The organism is Pedobacter heparinus DSM 2366 (assembly GCF_000023825.1).
GTDB classification, from domain to species: Bacteria; Bacteroidota; Bacteroidia; order Sphingobacteriales; family Sphingobacteriaceae; genus Pedobacter; species Pedobacter heparinus.
Map to the genome: position 1 here is coordinate 1818605 of NC_013061.1, position 18751 is coordinate 1837355.

The following is an 18751-nucleotide window of genomic DNA, read 5'->3' on the forward strand; positions in this document are numbered from 1 at the left end:
ATGAAGCGTTCAATTTATCTTGTATTGGTATTGCTGATATATGGGGTTTTATGTAAGGCGCAGCAAAAGCCTCAATACACCCAATACATATTTAACAACTATCTGTTGAATCCAGCAATTGGTGGTATAGAGAACTATGCGGATGTAAAAGTTGGTTACAGGAAGCAATGGGCCGGTATAGAAAATGCACCCCAAACCTCATTTGTTACCGCTCACTGGAATCTGGGCAGTGATTACCTGTGGAGAAACGCACTTTCACTCCCCGATAAAGGCGACGACCCCATGAGCAGGAACTATATGCAAAATTATACAGCATCCCCTGCACATCATGGAATGGGGGTTACCGCTGTTTATGACGAGGTTGGACCATTATCACGACTGGATGCTAACCTAACCTATGCATATCATCTGCGGTTAAACCAAGCCTTAAACCTTTCGGTAGGTGTAGCAGCAGGGATAAGCCGGATAGCGCTGGATATCAATTCTTTGAAATTTGAAGACCAGAGCCGTATAGATCCGGCCGTTTCCAATGGCATTACAAGTCAACTTAAACCCGATCTGGGGCTTGGCCTGTGGTTGTATGGGGGGCGCTTTTTTGCCGGGGCATCTGTTCAGCAGTTATTGCCTCAAAAACTTTCCTTCACCAGCGATCCCAATTATACCAGAGGAAAAGAAGTACCTCATTTTTTTGTCACTGCCGGTTATCGTCTTTATGTGGATGACGAAATTTCGGCAACACCATCAGTCATGCTTAAACAGGTAAGTCCTGCGCCAGCATCTATAGACGTGAACCTGAAAATGGCGTTTAAGGACCGTTTTTGGGTAGGGGGGAGCTATCGCAAAAACGATTCCTTCTCTGCACTGGCTGGCATTAACATCAGTAAGCTTATCAACCTTACCTATGCCTACGATTTTACAACTTCAGGCTTAAACCAGGTGAGTAACGGGAGTCACGAAATTGTGCTGGGCTTACAGTTAAACAATGTTTACGAAGTTTTTAGTACGACCAGGCTGTGGTAGTTAAATTTTACAGTTCTTTTCTTAACCTGGCTACAGGGATGTTCATTTGTTCCCTGTATTTGGCTACTGTTCGTCTGGCAATATTGTAACCTCTTTCTTTCAGAATCTCAGTTAGTTTTTCATCTGCCAGGGGTTTGCGTTTATCTTCATTTCCAATGCAATCTTCCAGTATCTTCTTTACTTCTTTATTGGAAACCTCTTCGCCGCTTTCGGTCTGGATGGCTTCCGAGAAAAAAGATTTTAACAGGAATGTACCAAATTCGGTTTGTACATATTTAGAATTGGCTACGCGCGAAACTGTGGAGATGTCCATATCGATCTTATCGGCAATATCCTTCAATATCATGGGTCGCATTTTGCGTTCATCACCGGTAAGCAGGTACTCATACTGATACTGCATAATGGCGTTCATGGTTTTAAGCAGGGTCTGCTGTCTTTGTTTAATGGCATCAATAAACCATTTTGCTGAATCCAGTTTTTGCTTCACAAACTGTACCGCTTCCTTTAATTTTTTATCTTTCTGGGCGGCCTTATCGTAATGATCAAACATATCGATATAAGAACGGCTCACCCGTAGTTCAGGTGCATTTTTCGAGTTCAGCGTAAGGATCAATACCCCATCATTGTTAGAAACATGAAAATCAGGGATGATCTGTAATTGTTTGGTAGTAACCTGATTGGAATCTCCTGGTTTAGGATTTAGTCTCAGTATCTCGGCAATAATCTCTTTTAAGTCCTCACTGTTCAGGTTCAAAGATTTTTCGAGTTTATCGTAGTGTTTCCTGGTAAACTCGTCGAGGTAATTTTCAACAATTAAAATTGCCTTCTGAATTATTGGGTTATTGGTATCTTTTCGTTTTAATTGGAGTGTCAGGCATTCCTGTAAATCCCTTGCAGCAATGCCCGGCGGGTCAAAATGCTGGATCACTTTTAACATCTCCAGTACATCTTCTTCTTCTACCATTACGTTTTGAGAAAAAGCAAGGTCATCGATCATCGAGGTCACGGGTCTTCTTAAATATCCGTCGTCATCCAGGCTTCCTATGATCTGCTTACCAATGATGAAGTCCTGGTCAGAAAGGGGGACCAGGTCTAACTGCTCCTGTAAACTTTCGAAAAAAGTACTTTCAATCGCTATAGGTGTTTCCTTTTTTTCCTCATCATCGTCATTGTTATTATATGACGTGCTGTAATCATTTACATCATCATCCTGTAAATAATCATCAACATTAAACTCATCTGTGCTTTCTTCTTTGTTACCGCCATCAAAATCATCAGGTGCATCGTTCAGGTCGTCGTATTCACTTTTAGGCTCCTCGGCAATCATTAAACTCGGATCTTCCAGTGCCGGGTTTTCTTCCAGTTCTTCTTTTATGCGGGTATCTAATGCAACGGTTGGTACTTGCAGCAGTTTAATAAACTGAATTTGCTGTGGTGATAATTTTTGAAGTAATTTTTGTTGAAGGTGTTGTTTTAGCATAAAATGATGAGCAGGAATTTAATATACCCGTTCCAAAAATACACATTTCAGACAGATAAAAGTAATTACAAAAAGATAAATCAACGATTGTACTGATAAACAGCCATAGTTAATGCAAACTAATAGGCCATGATGATTACCTGATCTTTAATTTATTCAGGATTTTACGGTGGAATTAATTTGGAAGTAAATTTATTTTGTATGTATTTTAGAGGCCAAATAGCCTCCCATATCTAGATGAGAAAAACGCTTTTTACCTGCCTGGCCCTATTGTTGCCTGTTTTGCCCCTGCTGGCGCAGAGTTCCTTTGTAAAGCCTGTAATTTTTGGCTTAAAAGGAGGTCTAAATGCCTCATTTTTTACAAAAGACGTTGATCTTTTTGATCCTGCGAGTTCAGGGAATGATCCTTCTTTTCGGCGGTTTTTGCGTGCGGCGGCTTTTGCAGGGATTACAGTGGATTATATGGTAGGTGAACGTTTTTCAGTTGGTGCAGAAGTTTTATACAACGCGAGGGGGATGGCTTACCGTCAAAAGAACAACAGTGTGATCATGATTGGTCAAAACGGGGCAGAACAGGCTTATAATTATTTCAAATATAAAGTGGATTATTTAGAACTGCCTTTAACAGCGGGGTACAATGTATTACCGGTTGCATCTGATAACTGGCTGACCGGCTATGTGGGCCTGGCACCTGCTATTGCCATAAATAAAGCTGTTAAATTGGATTACCCTAAGCCAAATGCAGGGCCATGGGAAGGACAGGCCGATAAATCTGGAAACCTGGACGGTGTACGTACTTTTAATACCAGCATGCTTGCAGGTATTCAATTCGGTGGAGTACCCTCGTTTGTTGGAGCCTATGCCGATCTTCGTGCCAGCTATACCCTGTTTCCAGTTTTTACGGAAAATAACAGTTTAAGCGGTAACAATTTAAATACAAGAATGCTCAGTTTTTCATTCGGCATAGGACTTAAATTTTAATACTTCACATCGTTAAACAAACAATCTAAATATATCAATATGAATAACTATAAAAAACACTTTATATTTCTCTTTTTGTATATCAGTACAATAGGTTTGGGCAGTGATTTATATGCACAGACTGATTATATCATTAACAATGACAATGCTAAAATTATGGGTGAGATAAAGAGCCATAATGTAGATAAAGTGAAGTTTATCCCTGCAGGAGAAAAGAAAGTACAAAAATTTAATGCAGAGCAACTGAAGGAAGTTTACCAGGCCGGACATGGTGTGTACAGATCAATTGTCAGGGAAGAAGGGGGCAGCCCTTCATTTTTGCAGGTGCTGGAAGATGGCAAGATAAAATTATATGAGTATTACCAGGCAGGTAGTACAATGTACAGTGCACCGATGGCAGGTGGTGGTATGGGCTTTGTAGGCGGAAGTAGCCCCAAGAAAAGATGGTATGCACAGAAAGATGGTGGTGCTGTGGCAGATATAAAATCAAACGGGATATGGGGTAGCAGAAAGAATAGAAAGGATAACTTTTTAAATATGATAAAAGACAATCCACATGTGGCCGAACGCTACGAGAAAGCAGATAAATTTAGTTTCGATTTTGTGCGCTCCCTGATTGTAGAATACAATGATCTGAAGGCAAAGGAAGGACAGAAATAATTTAATAAGTTTTATAAACAAAGGATAACGGGATCAGCAGCAGCTATCCCGTTTTTTATTTCTTTGAGTCAGCTCCTGGCTCATATTTCTGCAAATAAACAATAGTACACGATTATGAAACATAAAGGCTTTGCTGATGTTTAAATGATGTGAGTAATGTTTTGACTATGAATTTGTTGTCTTAACATTGTTTGTGCTCAACTTATTAAAAAACAAAACATGAGAAAAGTGAAGATGTGTGTTGCAAATCATTTTACTGTTTTACAAGATAATGAGCCAGGTTAAAAATAAAACGGTAGTCATTATTGTAGCTCATCCTGATGATGAGACATTATGGGCCGGGGGCTTGTTGTTAAGCCATCCCGAATGGAGGTGTTTTGTAATATGTTTGTGCAGAAGGGATGATGAAAACAGAGCGCCGAAATTTAAAAAAGCATTAGATGTATTTCATGCAAAAGGAATAATGGGAGATCTGGATGACGGGCCTGAACAAACTCCATTGCTGGAGGCAGATATAGAATTTAAGTTGTTGTCTCTTTTACCCTCACTGGCCTTTGATCTGCTGATTACACATTCGCCTTATGGTGAATATACCAGGCATCTGCGGCACGAAGAAATTGGAAAAGCTGTAATTAAATTATGGAACAGAAGGTTGATCCGTTGTGAGGAACTATGGAATTTTGCTTATGAGGACGGGGACGGGATGTATTTTCCAAGACCTGTTAAAACAGCTGACGTTTATATCGAACTGTCTGATGAAATATGGCAGCTCAAGTATAATATCATTAAAGATTTATATGGGTTTGGTCCGCAAAGCTGGGAGGCGGAAACGACCCCCAAAGCAGAAGCATTTTGGCAGTTTTTTACCAGAGCTACTGCAATGGAAGCGTTAAACAGAAAGAATATTTTATGAAGGTGCTGGTATTGTATGATTATCCACCTTCTCCGGGGGGACTTGCTACTCAGGGCGACCTCCTCTACAGAGGGCTAAAAGAGATCGGAGTAGATGTTCATGGGGTTAACCCCATGTCTATGCAGGAAAAGGAATGGTATTACCGTTGGTTTAAGCCCGATGTGGTGGTAGGAATTGGTTACTGGGGGCATACACCAATGTTGATACAGCATCCCATGCAACATGGAATGAAAGCTGTACCCTGGCTGGTGGCTGACGGGTATATCGCCAATTATCAGTATGAACTGAATGCGCTTCCTTTAATTCTGGTAACCTCTAACTGGGTAAAGGAAATGTATGTAAGAGATGGCATTAAAGCAGACAATATTCATGTATTGCCAGTTGGCTGCGACACAGATACTTTTGTTCCGTTCGAAAAAGACAATCCAAAAGTTATCGCAGTAAGGGAAGCACTGGGTGTCAGTTCCGATGAATTGATGATACTTACAGTTGGTGGTGACGCCGCTTCTAAAGGCGGACGGGAAGTGATGGAGGCGCTTGCAGAAATAAAACAGGATAACCCTAAATGGAAATACATCTGTAAAGTATGGCCTCAGCCCCGTACCGACTGGCAAAATAAGGAAGACCGTTTGCTGGCAGAGCAGCTGGGTATTGCTGATCGTGTCCTATTTGCTACCAGTATCATTTCAAGAACATTTGTCCCTTATCTTTTAGGGGCATCTGATATTTATGCCGCACCTTCCAGGCTGGAAGGGTTTGGAATGCTGCAGGTTGAAGCCGGTGCCTGTGGTAAGCCTGTAATTGGTATCAATGCAATGGGAATGCTCGATACGCTGGTTCATGGTGAAACTGCTTTTTTAGCGGGTATAGCAGAAAAGATAGTCCTGAATGAGGTCAATCTGGGGCCTGAATCCGGATTTGCAGCACATACGAGAGTCATTTTCGATGTACCCAGAACAGTAGATTACAGAGCAGATATAGAAGATGTCAGACAAGGGTTGCTAACGTTAATGAACCATCCGGCCTTAAGAAAAGAAATGGGTGCTGCGGGGAGAAAAAGGGTAGTGGATAATTTTGATTATAGATTGGTTGCACAAAAATTTGTAAGCTTAATTAATGAAAAATTAGATATCTATTAAAAAAACTGACATGGAAGAGCGAAACTGGCAGGAGATAGAAAAAGCAAAAACGGCTGCCCTGGAAGTGTTGATACATAATGCTCATGGTTCTTTTTACGGACTCCCGCGAACGGCTGGCTGGGGGTATCCCGAGCCTTATACCAGAGATCTGATGCTTGCCGCAATTGGTATTGCAGTTAGTGGAAATGAAGAGTTGATAAAAGTGATCCGTAAAACGATGATGGTACTTGCTAAAAATCAATCGATAAGAGGTCATATCCCTTCTCTTGTACATGATGCTGAAAACAGGGGTGCCAGTGATACCACTCCTTTATTTTTACTTGCGGTAGGCATTTACAGGAGGCTGCTTAACGAGGATCATTTCCTGGAAGAAGCGGTACAGAAAGCCCTGACCTGGATGGAGTACCAAAGTCCATCCGATGATGTGCTGGTGGCCCAGGAGCCTACAAGTGACTGGCGCGATGAACAATGGGTTTTGGGTTATGGTTTATTTGTAAATGCAACAGTATATGCTTATTTACGGATGCTTGGACAACACCGGCGGGCAGATATGCTCAGGAATGAAATGCGACATTTTACCATTACAGCTAAGGTAATACACCGTCATGTTCATGAGGGTTTAATGGTAAAAAATAAACCGTACTTTGCATTATGGTCTTATAAAGTATACAGCAGTGAACGGTTTGATCTGCTGGGAAACAGTATTGCCATCTTATCCGGACTGGCCCCCCTAACCAGGGCGCAGAAAATGGTTTCATGGATAGAAGAGGAGTGTAAGGAGATGAAGCGGAATGGAGAACTGGCCGTCGACCTTGCTCCTAATTTTTTCCCTTTTATTTATCCCGGACATCCGGACTGGATAGACCGCTATGCCGATTTTAATATGCCTGGAAATTATCACAACGGCGGGATCTGGCCCTTCATATCCGCACTTCATATTGCAGCTCTTGTTGCAGCAGGCAGGCATAAACTGGCGATGGAGAAACTTTATGTACTTACTGATCTAATTAAAATTTCAGTAAATAAAGAGCTGCAATATGGCTTTAACGAATGGTATAGGACTCAGGATGGGCAGCCAATGGGCCAGGATTGGCAAACCTGGTCGGCCGCGCTTTATTTATATGCGGCTGCAGCTGTGGAAGGAAAACATACGCCCTTTTTTGAGGAGTGCAGGACTTATTAGTTGCACCAGATTACTTAACTGGAAAATAATTTATAAATGCTTAAAAATTGGTATGATTTTTATAAATTAGAGTAAACTAAAAATAACTATGATATGGGATTTGTAAAAGAATTTAAAGAGTTTGCCATTAAAGGCAGTGTAATGGATCTCGCTGTCGGTGTAATCATTGGTGGTGCATTTGGTAAGATAATCGACAGTGTTGTCAACGATTTGGTCATGCCATTGATCTCAGCAGTGATCGGATCTGTTGACTTTAGCAATATGTATGTGGTGTTAAAAGGAACTGTAACAGAGGGTATGGCACTTGTTGATGCCAGAAAGGTACCTGGTACAGTCGTATTTGCTTATGGTAACTTCATAACGGTAGCCATCAATTTCCTATTACTGGCATTGGCTGTGTTTATGCTGGTTAAAGGAATAAATTCATTGAAACGTAAACAGGAGGCTGCTCCTGCTGCACCAGCGGCACCAACCCAGGATCAGGTATTGCTCACAGAGATCAGGGACCTGCTTAAAACAAAATAACGTAAAGCATTTTTATGCACCCGGATGGTTATTGTAAGGATAACCCCGGGTGTTTTTGTTTTTAAAGCTATCGCTTAGCCGGTATCTTCACCGGTAAAATCGGTCGCTTTACCGGCTATAAGCAAGCATACGTATAATTGCCATATGTAAATAGCGTAAGGCTATTTACTTTTGATGAAGCATTTAGTTGTTACTTGCTGTTTCAACTTTGGCTTAAAAGAATTTAAAAAAAATGGAAAAGATTAGGGATAATAATTCGAGCAGGATATGTGGTGGTTTGATCATCATAGGTGTAGGACTGGTGTTTCTGTTAAGAAATTTTGGGGTTTATATTCCGGAATGGGTCATCAGCTGGCCTATATTATTGATCATTGTTGGCTTTTTGATTGGTTATAAGCGAAATTTTAATGGTCCGGGATGGATAATTTTGATACTTGTGGGCGTTTTTTTTACTGCCAGGGCAATTACGGGCTTCGACATTTCGAAGTACTATTTTGCGCTGATATTCATTGTTGTAGGTCTGATGCTGATTTTTAAACCGAAAAGATCGGCGATTGGCCGAGATAGGCGCTGTAAGGCCAGGTGGAAAGGCAGGATGAAAAGGAAATATGCTGAAATGGGCGACCTGAACATACCCGGAGATGAGGAAGAGTGGAATAAATATGCCAGTGCAGATAAAAATGACATTATAGATTCCGTTAATTTTTTTGGTGGCAGCCACCAAAAAATCTATTCGCAAAATTTTAAGGGTGGAGATGTGATTGCTGTTTTTGGCGGCGCCGATATCAACTTAACACAGGCCGACTTTGAAGGGGTGATCAAGTTGGATGTGGTAGCCATTTTTGGGGGAGTGAAGATCATTATTCCTTCCGGCTGGGAAGTAAAATCGGAAGTAACAGCCATTTTTGGTGGTATAGATGATAAAAGGACACTTGGTGTGGCAGCTGTTGAGCCCCGCAAAGTATTAATTATTGAAGGGGTAGCCATGTTTGGAGGGGTTGATATCAGAAACTTTTAAAACACATAATAATGAAGTGGTTTGTAGTAAGGTATATTTATCAGATCATTACCGGTGAGGGTGATCACGCACCGCAGTTTGATGAGCAGCTAAGGTTAATTGTTTCGGAAGATAGTACTGAAGCTCTTCTGAAAGCCGAAGCTCAGGCAGAAGGTTTTCATTTACCCTTTAGAAATTGCAGAGGGGAAATGGTAACCTGGAACTTCATCTGCGTGGCTGATCTTTATGAGATCCAGTCGCCAACTGATGGATCTGAACTGGCTTCCGTACTGCACGAACCGGTTGATGTAGATGCATTTCTAGCCAATGTAAACCAGCATAAGTCGTACTTACAGGAACTTTTACCATTTTCAACCCCTTCAATTAAATTATTTTGACCAACAGACCTTTATCCGTCCGTAAGATTCAGAAAATTGCCTCAGCGATATTTCTGGGCTGGGTGTTGATATTTATATGTCTTTTTTACAGTACGCTCAATTTCAGCTGGACCATTTCTATTACTGATAGTTTGGTTACCAATGGTATGCTTGCCCTGGCTTGTATCATTCTAAGTAATTTATTGGGCTATTATCAGCCTAAAAACGAAACGATTATTTTTATCCTGGCACTTACTTTTATCATGGCGCTGTTTATTACGTTTATGAGCAAGTTTTTGCTGGTACTGTTTTTTGCAGAAGAAAAAACATACATGAATTTTCTAAGTTTCTCCCTTACAGTCCGCTTTCTTATTTTATTTGTGTTTATAGCCTGGTGCGCCCTGGCTAACATTTTATGGTACAGACTGGAAGAACAGTCGGCCACCCAGGAAAGGCTTTTGGCCGCGCAAAACCTGTCTAAAGAAGCCGAATTAAATAAACTTCGGCACCAGTTACAGCCACACTTTTTATTTAACAGCTTAAACTCGGTATATGCTCTAACGATGGTGAACCCTAAAGAAGCGGGGACAATGATTACCAAACTGGCCTCTTTTTTACGCGGAACTTTAAAAAGAGATGACGAGGTTTGGGTAAGTGTGGCCGAGGAAATGGAATATATTGGCCTGTATCTTGACATAGAAAAAGTACGTTTTAGCCACAGGTTAAATATTGATGTGAAAATAGCTGATAATACTTTAAATTTACGTTTACCTGGTACCCTTTTGCAGCCTATAGTGGAAAATGCGATAAAATTCGGATTGTATAATACAGCAGCGGCCATCACGATTTCGCTGGATGTAAGGTTACAGCATAACCATTTGGTCATTAGGGTGCAAAATCCATTTGACCCTGAGTTAAAAGCAACGGGAGGCACCGGTTTTGGCTTAACAGCTATACGGCGAAGGCTATATCTGTTGTTTGCTGATGAAAGATTGCTCAGAACAGATGTGATGGACGAAAATATATTTGTAACTACGCTTAAAATACCCCAGCAGCATGATAAGAACGATATTAATTGATGATGAACCTTTAGCAAGAGATGTGGTGAAACACTATTTGAAGCTTTTTCCGGAAGTAGAGGTAGTGGCCGAATGCAGTGATGGTTTTGAAGGGATAAAAGCCATTGCACATCATCAGCCTGATTTTATTTTTCTGGATATCCAGATGCCTAAAATCAGTGGTTTTGAAATGCTGGAACTGGTAGAGAAGCATCCGGCAGTAATATTTACTACTGCTTTTGATGAATATGCAATTAAAGCCTTTGAGGTAAATGCTGTAGATTATTTACTGAAACCGATAGAGCAGAACCGATTTGAGCAGGCGATGCAGAAACTGCCGGGACGATTACACAATACAGATGCAGTTACAAAGGAGTTGCTGGATGTGGCTGCTTTGAGTCCTGCCCAGCACAACAGGGTGGTGGTTAAAAAAAACGGAGTGATCAAAATTATTGCCGTATCGGATATTCATTATTTAGAGGCTGATGATGATTATGTGAAACTGAGTACCGCTGAAGGGATTTATCATAAAAATAAAACGATGAACTTTTTTGAAAGGACATTGGAGCCCGGACAGTTTATTCGTATTCACAGGTCGTACATCATCAATCTTGCCCAGGTTACCAGAATCGAATTGAAGGAAAAAGACAGTTATGTAGTATTGCTGAAATCAGATATCTGGCTGCCGGTAAGCAAAACCGGCTATGTGAAATTGAAAGCAGCCCTGGGTATGTAGCATTTTATTTTCTGTTGCATTTGCAATTAAATAAAAATCGCCCTATATTTGCACCTCTTATTTAAAAATATTAGTCAAGATATAATACAGTTATGAAAAGAACATTCCAACCTTCGCAAAGAAAGAGAAGAAACAAGCATGGCTTCCGCGAAAGAATGGCTACAGCAAACGGTAGAAGGGTATTAGCTTCCCGTCGTGCAAAAGGAAGAAAAAGATTAACGGTTTCAAGCGAAGGCCGTCACAAAGCATAATTTTTGATTGCAGCACTCAAAGTGCTGGCAGATCAGAATATCTGCAAATTTGCGATCAAAAAGATGAACACATTTAAAAAAGAAGAACGGTTATGTAGTAGGAAATCATTGGATCTGCTATTTAAAAACGGTTCTTCTTTTTTATTATACCCCTACCGCATCTCGTATTTATTTGTTTCCGAAGCACAGCGCTTTCCGGTTCAGGTAGTAATCAATGTAGCTAAAAAAAGGTACAAAAGGGCGGTAGACAGGAACCTGATCAAACGTCGCATCCGCGAGGCCTATCGTTTACAAAAAGAACAGGAACTTTATACTTTATTACCTGGTAACAACCCTCTATTGTTGCTTTCAGTACAGTTTGTGGGTAAAAAGATTTATGATTTTTCTTTTCTGGAAAAGAAACTGAGTGCAGCATTTAAGCGGTTGACAGCAGATTTGGAAGTTAAAAAGCCTAACACGGGGAAAAGTGATGAAGGTAATTAAACAGTTGCTTGGCTGGTTCTTTCTGGCCATGATCAAATTGTATCAATGGCTTTTATCCCCTTTGCTGGGGGCAAGTTGCAGGTTCACGCCCAGCTGTTCGCAATATGGAATAGAAGCCATTAAAAAACATGGCCCTTTTAAAGGGGGCTGGCTTACTTTAAAACGCATTGGGCGTTGCCATCCCTGGGGGGGGCATGGTCCTGATCCTGTTCCCTGACACTTGTTTTATACTCATTAATTTTAATGTCAATGGCTACTATACTTCAAATTGAAACCGCTACACAAGCCTGTTCTGTTGCTATTTCCAGAAATGGGGAAACGATTGCTTTAAAAGAAGAATTGGCAAATAACATTCATGCAGGTAGTTTAACCTTGTTTATTGAAACGGCAATGGAAACTGCGGGATTACACTTTAACGATCTGGATGCTGTAGCGGTAAGCAAGGGTCCTGGCTCGTATACAGGCCTTAGAATAGGAGTTTCAACAGCCAAAGGTTTGTGTTTTGCACTGGATAAGCCACTAATTGCTATTGATACCCTGCAGACGATGGCAGCAGGATTTTTACTGGAACAGGCCGGTTATGAAGGCTTGATCTGTACCATGATAGATGCCCGCAGAATGGAGGTTTTTACGGCTGTATTTGATGCTGATTTAAATTATCTGGTGCCCACAGTTGCAAAAATTATAGATGAACAGAGTTTTGCCAGGGAACTGACGCTGGAAAAAGTTACTTTCATCGGTGATGGTGCTATGAAATGTGCTGCGGTATTGCAACAGGACAATGCTACTTTCAGTGGTCGAAATTTTAATTCAGCTACGAATATGAGCCGGCTGGCTAATGAGGCTTATTTAAAAGGGCAATTTGAGGATGTGGCTTATTTTGAACCTTTTTATCTGAAAGATTTTGTGCTGACAACCCCAAAGAAAAAGGTTTAATCATTTCTTCTTTGAAAACACACTGAACAGCCGCTTAAAGAAACCAGGTTTTTCGTCTCCTATCCCGGGCATTGTGCTGCTGTTTTGGGGGTGTTCTACCGTATTACCAAACTTAAAGCCCAGCCCCATATAAAAGGATGCTCCGTTATAGCCGTTGCCAATGGTGGCATCTCTGTTAACTGCTCCATTAATTTGTGTAACCGTTTTAAACAGGTTGTCTGAACCCAGGAATATTTCAAAATTTGGCGTCTGATAAAGGCCCTGTAAACCCATAAAAAACAAGTTGTTAAAGTTATAGGAAGGAATTGCACTGATGGCCAGGTCCCTGTATTTGAATTTGTTTACAAATGCTGCATCGCCACCTTTAAAGAACAGATTTTTCGAGACAATAAGACTGGGAGTATAGGTGAAATCAGGCGTGGAAAGTGTAAAAGCTTTGGAAAGCATGAAATCAATTTTAGCATTGGTTGGACTAAAGAAGCTGGTACTGTCCGATTCATCGGTGGCAATGTCGGCAATTTCATTTCGGATTTGATTGGATGATTTTTGGGATAGGTTTTGAATATTTACTGCTGCATTGATCTTATTGATATATGCACTCTTTCTCCATTTTATAAAACCCAGGTCTTTAATATTGGCCATCAGAAATACGCCACTTTTAGCATTATAACTGGTTCCAAAGCTAAAGGCCATACCCGGATTTCTAAATGTGGGTACCAGTGTATGGGTAGAGAGTTCATTGGTCTTTACAAAACTGGCCCTGTAGCTACCTTTAACCCTTACGTTTATCAGGTCATTTGCCGGATCTAAAAGGAAATAAGAGTCTGAAATGTTTAGTTTATTATAAGTGATGCCACTTAAAAGACTCAGCTTAACCCCAAAAGCAAGTCGTTTGTTGTAATTTTCCCTGTAGGTCATGCTAAACTGATGGTACGACTGAGCATAACCATCATTGTTAAACACATCATCATAAGGGTTGGTGTCGAACCGCTGGTAAGAATCCAGAATGGCCAGTGTTTCATTGGTATAGTCTACATGCCCATCGCTGCGCAATTGCCAGGAGAAGCCCATTTCTTTTTGCCATTTGTAAGACTGGAATATCCTGAATGTAAGCAGATAAATATTCGTGTTTTCATGAACAGTATTGATGGCCCCTGTTCTTAATGGAAGATTGGCTGCATTGTATTTACCTTCATTTATGGCCCTTCTGATTAAATCTGAATTGCCTTTGTTGGCACCACTCAAACCAAAATAAGGCAGGAAAAAGTTGGAAGCAAACTTCCTGGAAGAATCCAATACAAACGTTTTCTGGGCAGGGTTTTCAAAGCCGTCAAAAAGCGTTTTTGTATTGAACAGTCCATATTGCTGGGCCTTTAAGAAAAAAGGAAGGCAAAAAAATAAGCAAAGTAGAATATACTTTTTTAACATACAGGATGATTGGATATTGTTATAAAGCTAAAGAATCTTTTTGTAAAACTTCAGGCTGTTTGTTGATTAATATATTGGTTTGGAATTTACCGTTATCTCCACTCAGCTGATAGGTAAAAGAGTCGTAATTTTTCAGACCTTCAATTGCACTGATGTGTTTATAATAAGGTAAATAGATGTTTTTTTTGAAAATGTCATCGGCATTGCGGTGATCTGTATAAAAAGCAATGCTGGAGTTTCCGGGAAGCTGGTTGCCGGCATTGATGTAATTAGGAACATTAATTAAAAGCTGATTGTTGGTATAGCTGTTTAAAAATGACTGCAAAGTGCCGGCATTGTTGGCAAAAACCATGTAATTGTCTGTAATAATATAATAAGGCTTTTTAAAGTTGCTGAATGGCTTTCCGAAATAGGCATAGAGCAGGTCGGGTTCTTTAAATACTTTGATGTCTTCATCGTATTCGCTGCTCAGGTCAAGCAGCAGCTGTATCATTTTATCTCCGTTACTGAGGTTTATGGCACCAATTTTTTCACCTGTGCGGAGTTGGAAAGTAATGAACTGGTCCTTAAAGTATTTGGGAAACAACTCGTCCGGGTTGAGGTGATATCTGTTGTTGATGTCCTTCAGGAGTGCTGAGATCTTTTTGTCCTGGTGCTGATTTGAAAACCAGGTGTCCAGCTTTTTTTTCCAGTTGGGATAACTATCTACTGCAAAAATCGTGTAAGAGGCGGTGTTCGCAGGAAGAATATTATTAATGGTTATCTTTTGGGCCTGCATGTCCGAGAACAAATGGTAATAATTATTGGGATTATTTGTCACGGTGGTTCCGGTGAGTAATACCTTTTCATTGCTGAAATTATAGGTTAGGGCAGCAAAGGCATCCTGCTGATTTAAAACAGCTAATTCCCCATTCAGATTACCGGAAATGATGTTTTTTAGCAGGAGAGGAAGATCATTAAAGTTAATATACAATTGGGCAAGGCTGTTTTTGCTGAACCTTTTAATGGCCTGGATATATTCAATAAACTTGTCGTCTTTTTGATTCCGTTCTTTGGCAAGTGCAGCGGCAGTCTGCTTTTCAGAACTGGAAATAACGGCCAGGTTTTCCTTTATACCCAGATAAAATACGGAGCTGTCGGGTAAAATAAGCTTTGTGAGCCTATCTGTTGTCTCTGGCCGGATGCCACTGGTTTTTAGCGATTGGAACAACTGCGGCAAGTACTCTGGGATACTGATCTGTGTATAACATAAGAAATCTATGTTATGATCGCTGCCCGGAACAAAGGCAATGTAAACATTTTGTTTGTCGGTCAGCTGGTTTACTTTAGGTATAGTCAGCAGGTACTTTTTTAAGGAAGCAAGTTGTTTATATTGCTTTGCGTCCAGGATTTCTTCAAACAAGCGTTGTTCTTTTAAAATGTCGGTAATGCTTTTTTCATTTTCAAAGGAGAAAATGAAAGCCGAATTTGCAACGGCGGCCTGCAGGCCGGTATCTGTAATATGCTGATCGGTATTGAGTTTGGAAAAATAAAGATAGGCCATTGTAACAATGGCAAGAAATAGCAGGACAATACTAATAATGAGCTTCTTCATAATACATATACAAATCTAGCTGAATTTTTGGTTATTTAATTTAATCCTCGTTATTACTCAGTAAATACAGGCATTTTCTTAATTTTGTAGGATAAAAGCCGATCTATCATGAGCAGACGTATCCTTTTAACAGCATCATTGTTTGGTGCCATAGCTGTAATATTTGGTGCCTTTGGGGCGCATAGTTTAAAGAATGTCTTAAGTTCCGGATCGCTTGAAATATGGACAAAAGGAGTGGAATATCAGTTTTATCATACTTTTGCTTTGCTTTTTCTTGCAAATTATGCTGCCGAAGGCCAGCCTGCAAAATGGGCATACAGATTTTTTACCTTAGGTATTGTACTGTTTTCGGGTTCATTATATTTGCTGGCCACCAGAACTATTTTAAATATTGGTTTTGCGAATTTAATTGGGCCTGTAACTCCCATTGGTGGTCTTTGTTTTATATTGGGCTGGGCCATGTTATTTTTTACGGTTTTAAAGCGTAAATAAAGATGGCTGCTGAACTGCTGGAATTCAGTGAAAGGGAAACCTTGTTTGTAGAGGTGATTCTGCCTCTGTCGCTGGCTAAAAACTATCTGTATCGTGTGCCATTCGACTTGAACAGTGAAGTGGCCATTGGCAAAAGGGTGGTGGTGCAGTTTGGAAAGAACAAGATTTATACCGCCTTAATTAAAACCATTAGCCAAACCGCCCCCAGGCTTTATCAGGCCAAATACATTATTGATGTGGTAGATGAGCAACCTGTGATTACCACTTTACAATTGCAGCTGTGGGACTGGATGACAGGTTATTACCTTTGCAATGAAGGGGATGTAATGTCGGCCGCTCTTCCAACCGGATTAAAACTGGCAAGTGAAACCATTATTGTGCTGAAAGAAGAGGCGTTGCAGGAAAAGGTTTTAACAGAAAAGGAACGTATTCTGATGGATGCTTTGAATCATCAGAAAAGGCTTACTATAGCTGATGTTTCTGCTTTACTTGGGCAAAAAACAGTATATCCCATCATCAATACCCTGCTGGAAAAAGCATTGGTATATGTTGCTGAAGAAGTGGTAGAGAAATACAGACCATTGCTAAAATCTTTTGTGGCATTAAATGCTTTTTATAGGGAAGAAGAAAATTTAAAGCAGTTGTTTACCATTCTGGAACGTGCACCCAAACAACTGAATGCGCTGCTTACCTTTATCAAGTTGTCCCGACAGCAAAACTTGGTTTCAAAATCACAATTACTGGAAGAGAGCGATTGCGGACAGGCGGCTTTTAAAACACTGCTGGATAAGGAAATATTTACGGTCGAAAAAAGACCGGTGAGCCGCTTAAAAGATAATGATGAGGACTTTGTACTGAACTTTGAACTGAGTGCAGCTCAGCAACAGGCTTTGACCGGGATTGAAATGGAATTTGAGCGGAAAGATGTGGTATTGCTGCATGGCATTACTGCTTCCGGAAAAACCCAGATCTATATTAAACTGATTGAAAAGGCCATTGAGCAGGGCGGGCAGGTTTTGTTTTTATTACCCGAAATTGCTTTGACCACTCAGATTGTTCAGCGCATACAGCGTTATTTTGGGGATGCTATTGGGGTTTATCATTCTAAATTTAACAACAATGAGCGGGTCGAGATCTGGAATAAAGTATTGAACGGGAAGTACCGGGTAGTACTTGGGGCCAGATCAGCAGTGTTTTTGCCTTTTAAAGAGCTGAAATTGATCGTGGTTGATGAGGAACATGAATCCTCTTATAAGCAGCAGGAACCCTCGCCAAGGTACCAGGCCAGAGATGTGGCTGTTTACATGGCCCATTTGCACCAGGCTAAAACCGTACTGGGCTCGGCCACGCCATCCATAGAAAGCTATTACAATGCCATTAGCCAAAAATATGGTCTTGTTACTTTAAATGAACGCTTTGGTGGAGTAGAATTGCCTTTGCATGAAGTGGTGAGCATTTCGGAAGAAACGAAGAAAAAAAAGATGGTTTCTTATTTTTCCGGTAAACTGATTGAAGGGATTAGCCTTGCCCTGGAACAAAAAGAACAGGTAATCCTGTTTCAGAACCGCAGAGGCTATGCAACTATACTGATCTGTGCCACTTGTGGTTATGCACCCAAATGTGTAAACTGTGATGTTTCTTTAACCTACCATAAAACCAGCGGTAAATTGCACTGCCATTATTGCGGATATCATCAGAGCAGCATCAATATATGTCCGGCCTGTGGTTCTGTACACATAGAACAGAAAGGCTTTGGCACTGAAAGGGTAGAGGAAGAACTGAGCCTGGTTTTCCCGGATGCTAAAATTGCCCGGCTGGATGTGGACAGCACACGTACCAGGAATGGCCTGCAGCAGCTTATTTCAGATTTTCAGGAAAAGAAAACGGATATCCTTATTGGTACACAAATGGTGGCCAAAGGACTTGATTTTGATAATGTTACCCTGATCGGGGTAATCAATGCAGATACTTTACTGAATTATCCTGATTTCAGGGCCTTTGAACGGAGTTACCAGCTGCTCGCACAGGTAGCAGGCAGGGCAGGAAGAAGAGACAAGCAGGGAAAAGTAATTATCCAGGCTTATGACGATTCGCATCGCATCATCAGACAGGTGATGGAGAACCAGTATCTCGAAATGTACAAGGACGAACTGGCAGAGCGTCTGCAGTTTCATTATCCACCATTTACTAGGCTTATCTTTGTCAATATCAAACATAAAGATCAGGACCTGTTAAATATGGCTGCACAGCGTTTTGCAACGATACTAAGGGCGCAGTTAGGGCCAAGGGTTTTAGGGCCCGAGCAGCCTATGGTGGCCCGGATCAGGAATTACTACATTAAGCAGGTAATCATTAAAACTGATAAAGATACCTCTGTCCAGAAAGTTAAATCTGTATTAAAAAATACCATCCTCGACTTTCAGTCCGAAAAAGAATACCGTTCCGTAAACATCCAGGTAGACGTGGATCCCTACTAGATTTTATTGGGATTGATTCTG

20 protein-coding genes are annotated in these 18751 nt (G+C 40.7%); 17 read left to right on the plus strand and 3 right to left on the minus strand.

Features of this window, described 5'->3' with window-relative positions; genetic code table 11:
- Complete coding sequence (locus PHEP_RS07665) at window positions 1-1020, plus strand: PorP/SprF family type IX secretion system membrane protein (protein WP_015807359.1); 1020 nt, start codon at window positions 1-3, stop codon at window positions 1018-1020.
- Between the two features lie 7 nt (window positions 1021-1027).
- Here PHEP_RS07665 and rpoN read toward each other — a convergent pair whose 3' ends face one another.
- Entirely contained in the window at window positions 1028-2500 is a 1473-nt protein-coding gene (rpoN, locus tag PHEP_RS07670) for an RNA polymerase factor sigma-54 (protein WP_015807360.1), read from the minus strand.
- A gap of 237 nt (window positions 2501-2737) precedes the next feature.
- Here rpoN and PHEP_RS07675 point away from each other — a divergent pair, with 237 nt between their 5' ends.
- The 14 genes from PHEP_RS07675 (at window position 2738) to tsaB (ending at window position 12739) form a co-directional block, all read left to right on the plus strand.
- Window positions 2738-3481, plus strand: coding sequence for a porin family protein (locus PHEP_RS07675; protein ID WP_015807361.1), 744 nt, complete (start codon window positions 2738-2740; stop codon window positions 3479-3481).
- A 39-nt stretch (window positions 3482-3520) separates the two neighbouring features.
- Window positions 3521-4141 carry a hypothetical protein gene (locus PHEP_RS07680; RefSeq protein WP_015807362.1) on the plus strand — a complete coding sequence of 207 codons (621 nt, stop codon included), beginning with the start codon at window positions 3521-3523 and terminating at the stop codon, window positions 4139-4141.
- A gap of 271 nt (window positions 4142-4412) precedes the next feature.
- The gene (locus PHEP_RS07685) at window positions 4413-5054 is read left to right on the plus strand and encodes a PIG-L deacetylase family protein (protein WP_015807363.1); all 642 of its coding nucleotides are present in this window, start codon (window positions 4413-4415) and stop codon (window positions 5052-5054) included.
- Entirely contained in the window at window positions 5051-6193 is a 1143-nt protein-coding gene (locus PHEP_RS07690) for a glycosyltransferase family 4 protein (protein WP_015807364.1), read from the plus strand. Before PHEP_RS07685 ends, PHEP_RS07690 begins: the two co-directional genes overlap by 4 nt.
- A gap of 10 nt (window positions 6194-6203) precedes the next feature.
- Window positions 6204-7376, plus strand: coding sequence for a glycoside hydrolase 100 family protein (locus tag PHEP_RS07695; protein WP_015807365.1), 1173 nt, complete (start codon window positions 6204-6206; stop codon window positions 7374-7376).
- Between the two features lie 93 nt (window positions 7377-7469).
- The gene (gene mscL / locus PHEP_RS07700) at window positions 7470-7901 is read left to right on the plus strand and encodes a large conductance mechanosensitive channel protein MscL (RefSeq protein WP_015807366.1); all 432 of its coding nucleotides are present in this window, start codon (window positions 7470-7472) and stop codon (window positions 7899-7901) included.
- Between the two features lie 232 nt (window positions 7902-8133).
- Window positions 8134-8919 carry a LiaF transmembrane domain-containing protein gene (locus PHEP_RS07705; RefSeq protein WP_015807367.1) on the plus strand — a complete coding sequence of 262 codons (786 nt, stop codon included), beginning with the start codon at window positions 8134-8136 and terminating at the stop codon, window positions 8917-8919.
- Between the two features lie 11 nt (window positions 8920-8930).
- A complete protein-coding gene (locus PHEP_RS07710) occupies window positions 8931-9296 on the plus strand; it encodes a DUF4288 domain-containing protein (protein ID WP_015807368.1) in 366 nt (121 codons plus the stop codon).
- Complete coding sequence (locus tag PHEP_RS07715; protein WP_238326450.1) at window positions 9293-10354, plus strand: sensor histidine kinase; 1062 nt, start codon at window positions 9293-9295, stop codon at window positions 10352-10354. Before PHEP_RS07710 ends, PHEP_RS07715 begins: the two co-directional genes overlap by 4 nt.
- Window positions 10332-11069: a LytR/AlgR family response regulator transcription factor gene (locus tag PHEP_RS07720; protein WP_015807370.1), complete on the plus strand. Its 738-nt coding sequence runs from the start codon at window positions 10332-10334 to the stop codon at window positions 11067-11069. Before PHEP_RS07715 ends, PHEP_RS07720 begins: the two co-directional genes overlap by 23 nt.
- 92 nt (window positions 11070-11161) lie before the next feature.
- A complete protein-coding gene (gene rpmH / locus PHEP_RS21890; RefSeq protein ID WP_015807371.1) occupies window positions 11162-11320 on the plus strand; it encodes a 50S ribosomal protein L34 in 159 nt (52 codons plus the stop codon).
- 63 nt (window positions 11321-11383) lie between these two features.
- Window positions 11384-11803 (plus strand): ribonuclease P protein component, encoded by a 420-nt coding sequence (rnpA, locus tag PHEP_RS07725; RefSeq protein ID WP_015807372.1) that lies wholly within the window; start codon window positions 11384-11386, stop codon window positions 11801-11803.
- Window positions 11790-12020 (plus strand): membrane protein insertion efficiency factor YidD, encoded by a 231-nt coding sequence (gene yidD / locus PHEP_RS07730; RefSeq protein WP_015807373.1) that lies wholly within the window; start codon window positions 11790-11792, stop codon window positions 12018-12020. The genes rnpA and yidD overlap by 14 nt, the downstream gene beginning before the upstream one ends.
- Window positions 12021-12052: 32 nt before the next feature.
- Window positions 12053-12739: a tRNA (adenosine(37)-N6)-threonylcarbamoyltransferase complex dimerization subunit type 1 TsaB gene (gene tsaB, locus PHEP_RS07735; RefSeq protein ID WP_036673897.1), complete on the plus strand. Its 687-nt coding sequence runs from the start codon at window positions 12053-12055 to the stop codon at window positions 12737-12739.
- On the opposite strand, the gene PHEP_RS07740 is transcribed toward tsaB, so the two are convergent.
- Complete coding sequence (locus tag PHEP_RS07740) at window positions 12740-14167, minus strand: DUF5723 family protein (RefSeq protein ID WP_015807375.1); 1428 nt, start codon at window positions 14165-14167, stop codon at window positions 12740-12742.
- A gap of 19 nt (window positions 14168-14186) precedes the next feature.
- A complete protein-coding gene (locus PHEP_RS07745) occupies window positions 14187-15761 on the minus strand; it encodes a hypothetical protein (RefSeq protein WP_015807376.1) in 1575 nt (524 codons plus the stop codon).
- A gap of 108 nt (window positions 15762-15869) precedes the next feature.
- Between PHEP_RS07745 and PHEP_RS07750 the strand changes: the two genes are divergently transcribed.
- Both PHEP_RS07750 and priA read left to right on the plus strand, forming a co-directional pair.
- Window positions 15870-16253: a DUF423 domain-containing protein gene (locus PHEP_RS07750; RefSeq protein ID WP_015807377.1), complete on the plus strand. Its 384-nt coding sequence runs from the start codon at window positions 15870-15872 to the stop codon at window positions 16251-16253.
- 2 nt (window positions 16254-16255) lie between these two features.
- Window positions 16256-18730 (plus strand): replication restart helicase PriA, encoded by a 2475-nt coding sequence (priA, locus tag PHEP_RS07755; RefSeq protein ID WP_015807378.1) that lies wholly within the window; start codon window positions 16256-16258, stop codon window positions 18728-18730.
- The last annotated feature ends 21 nt before the right edge of the window (window positions 18731-18751 follow it).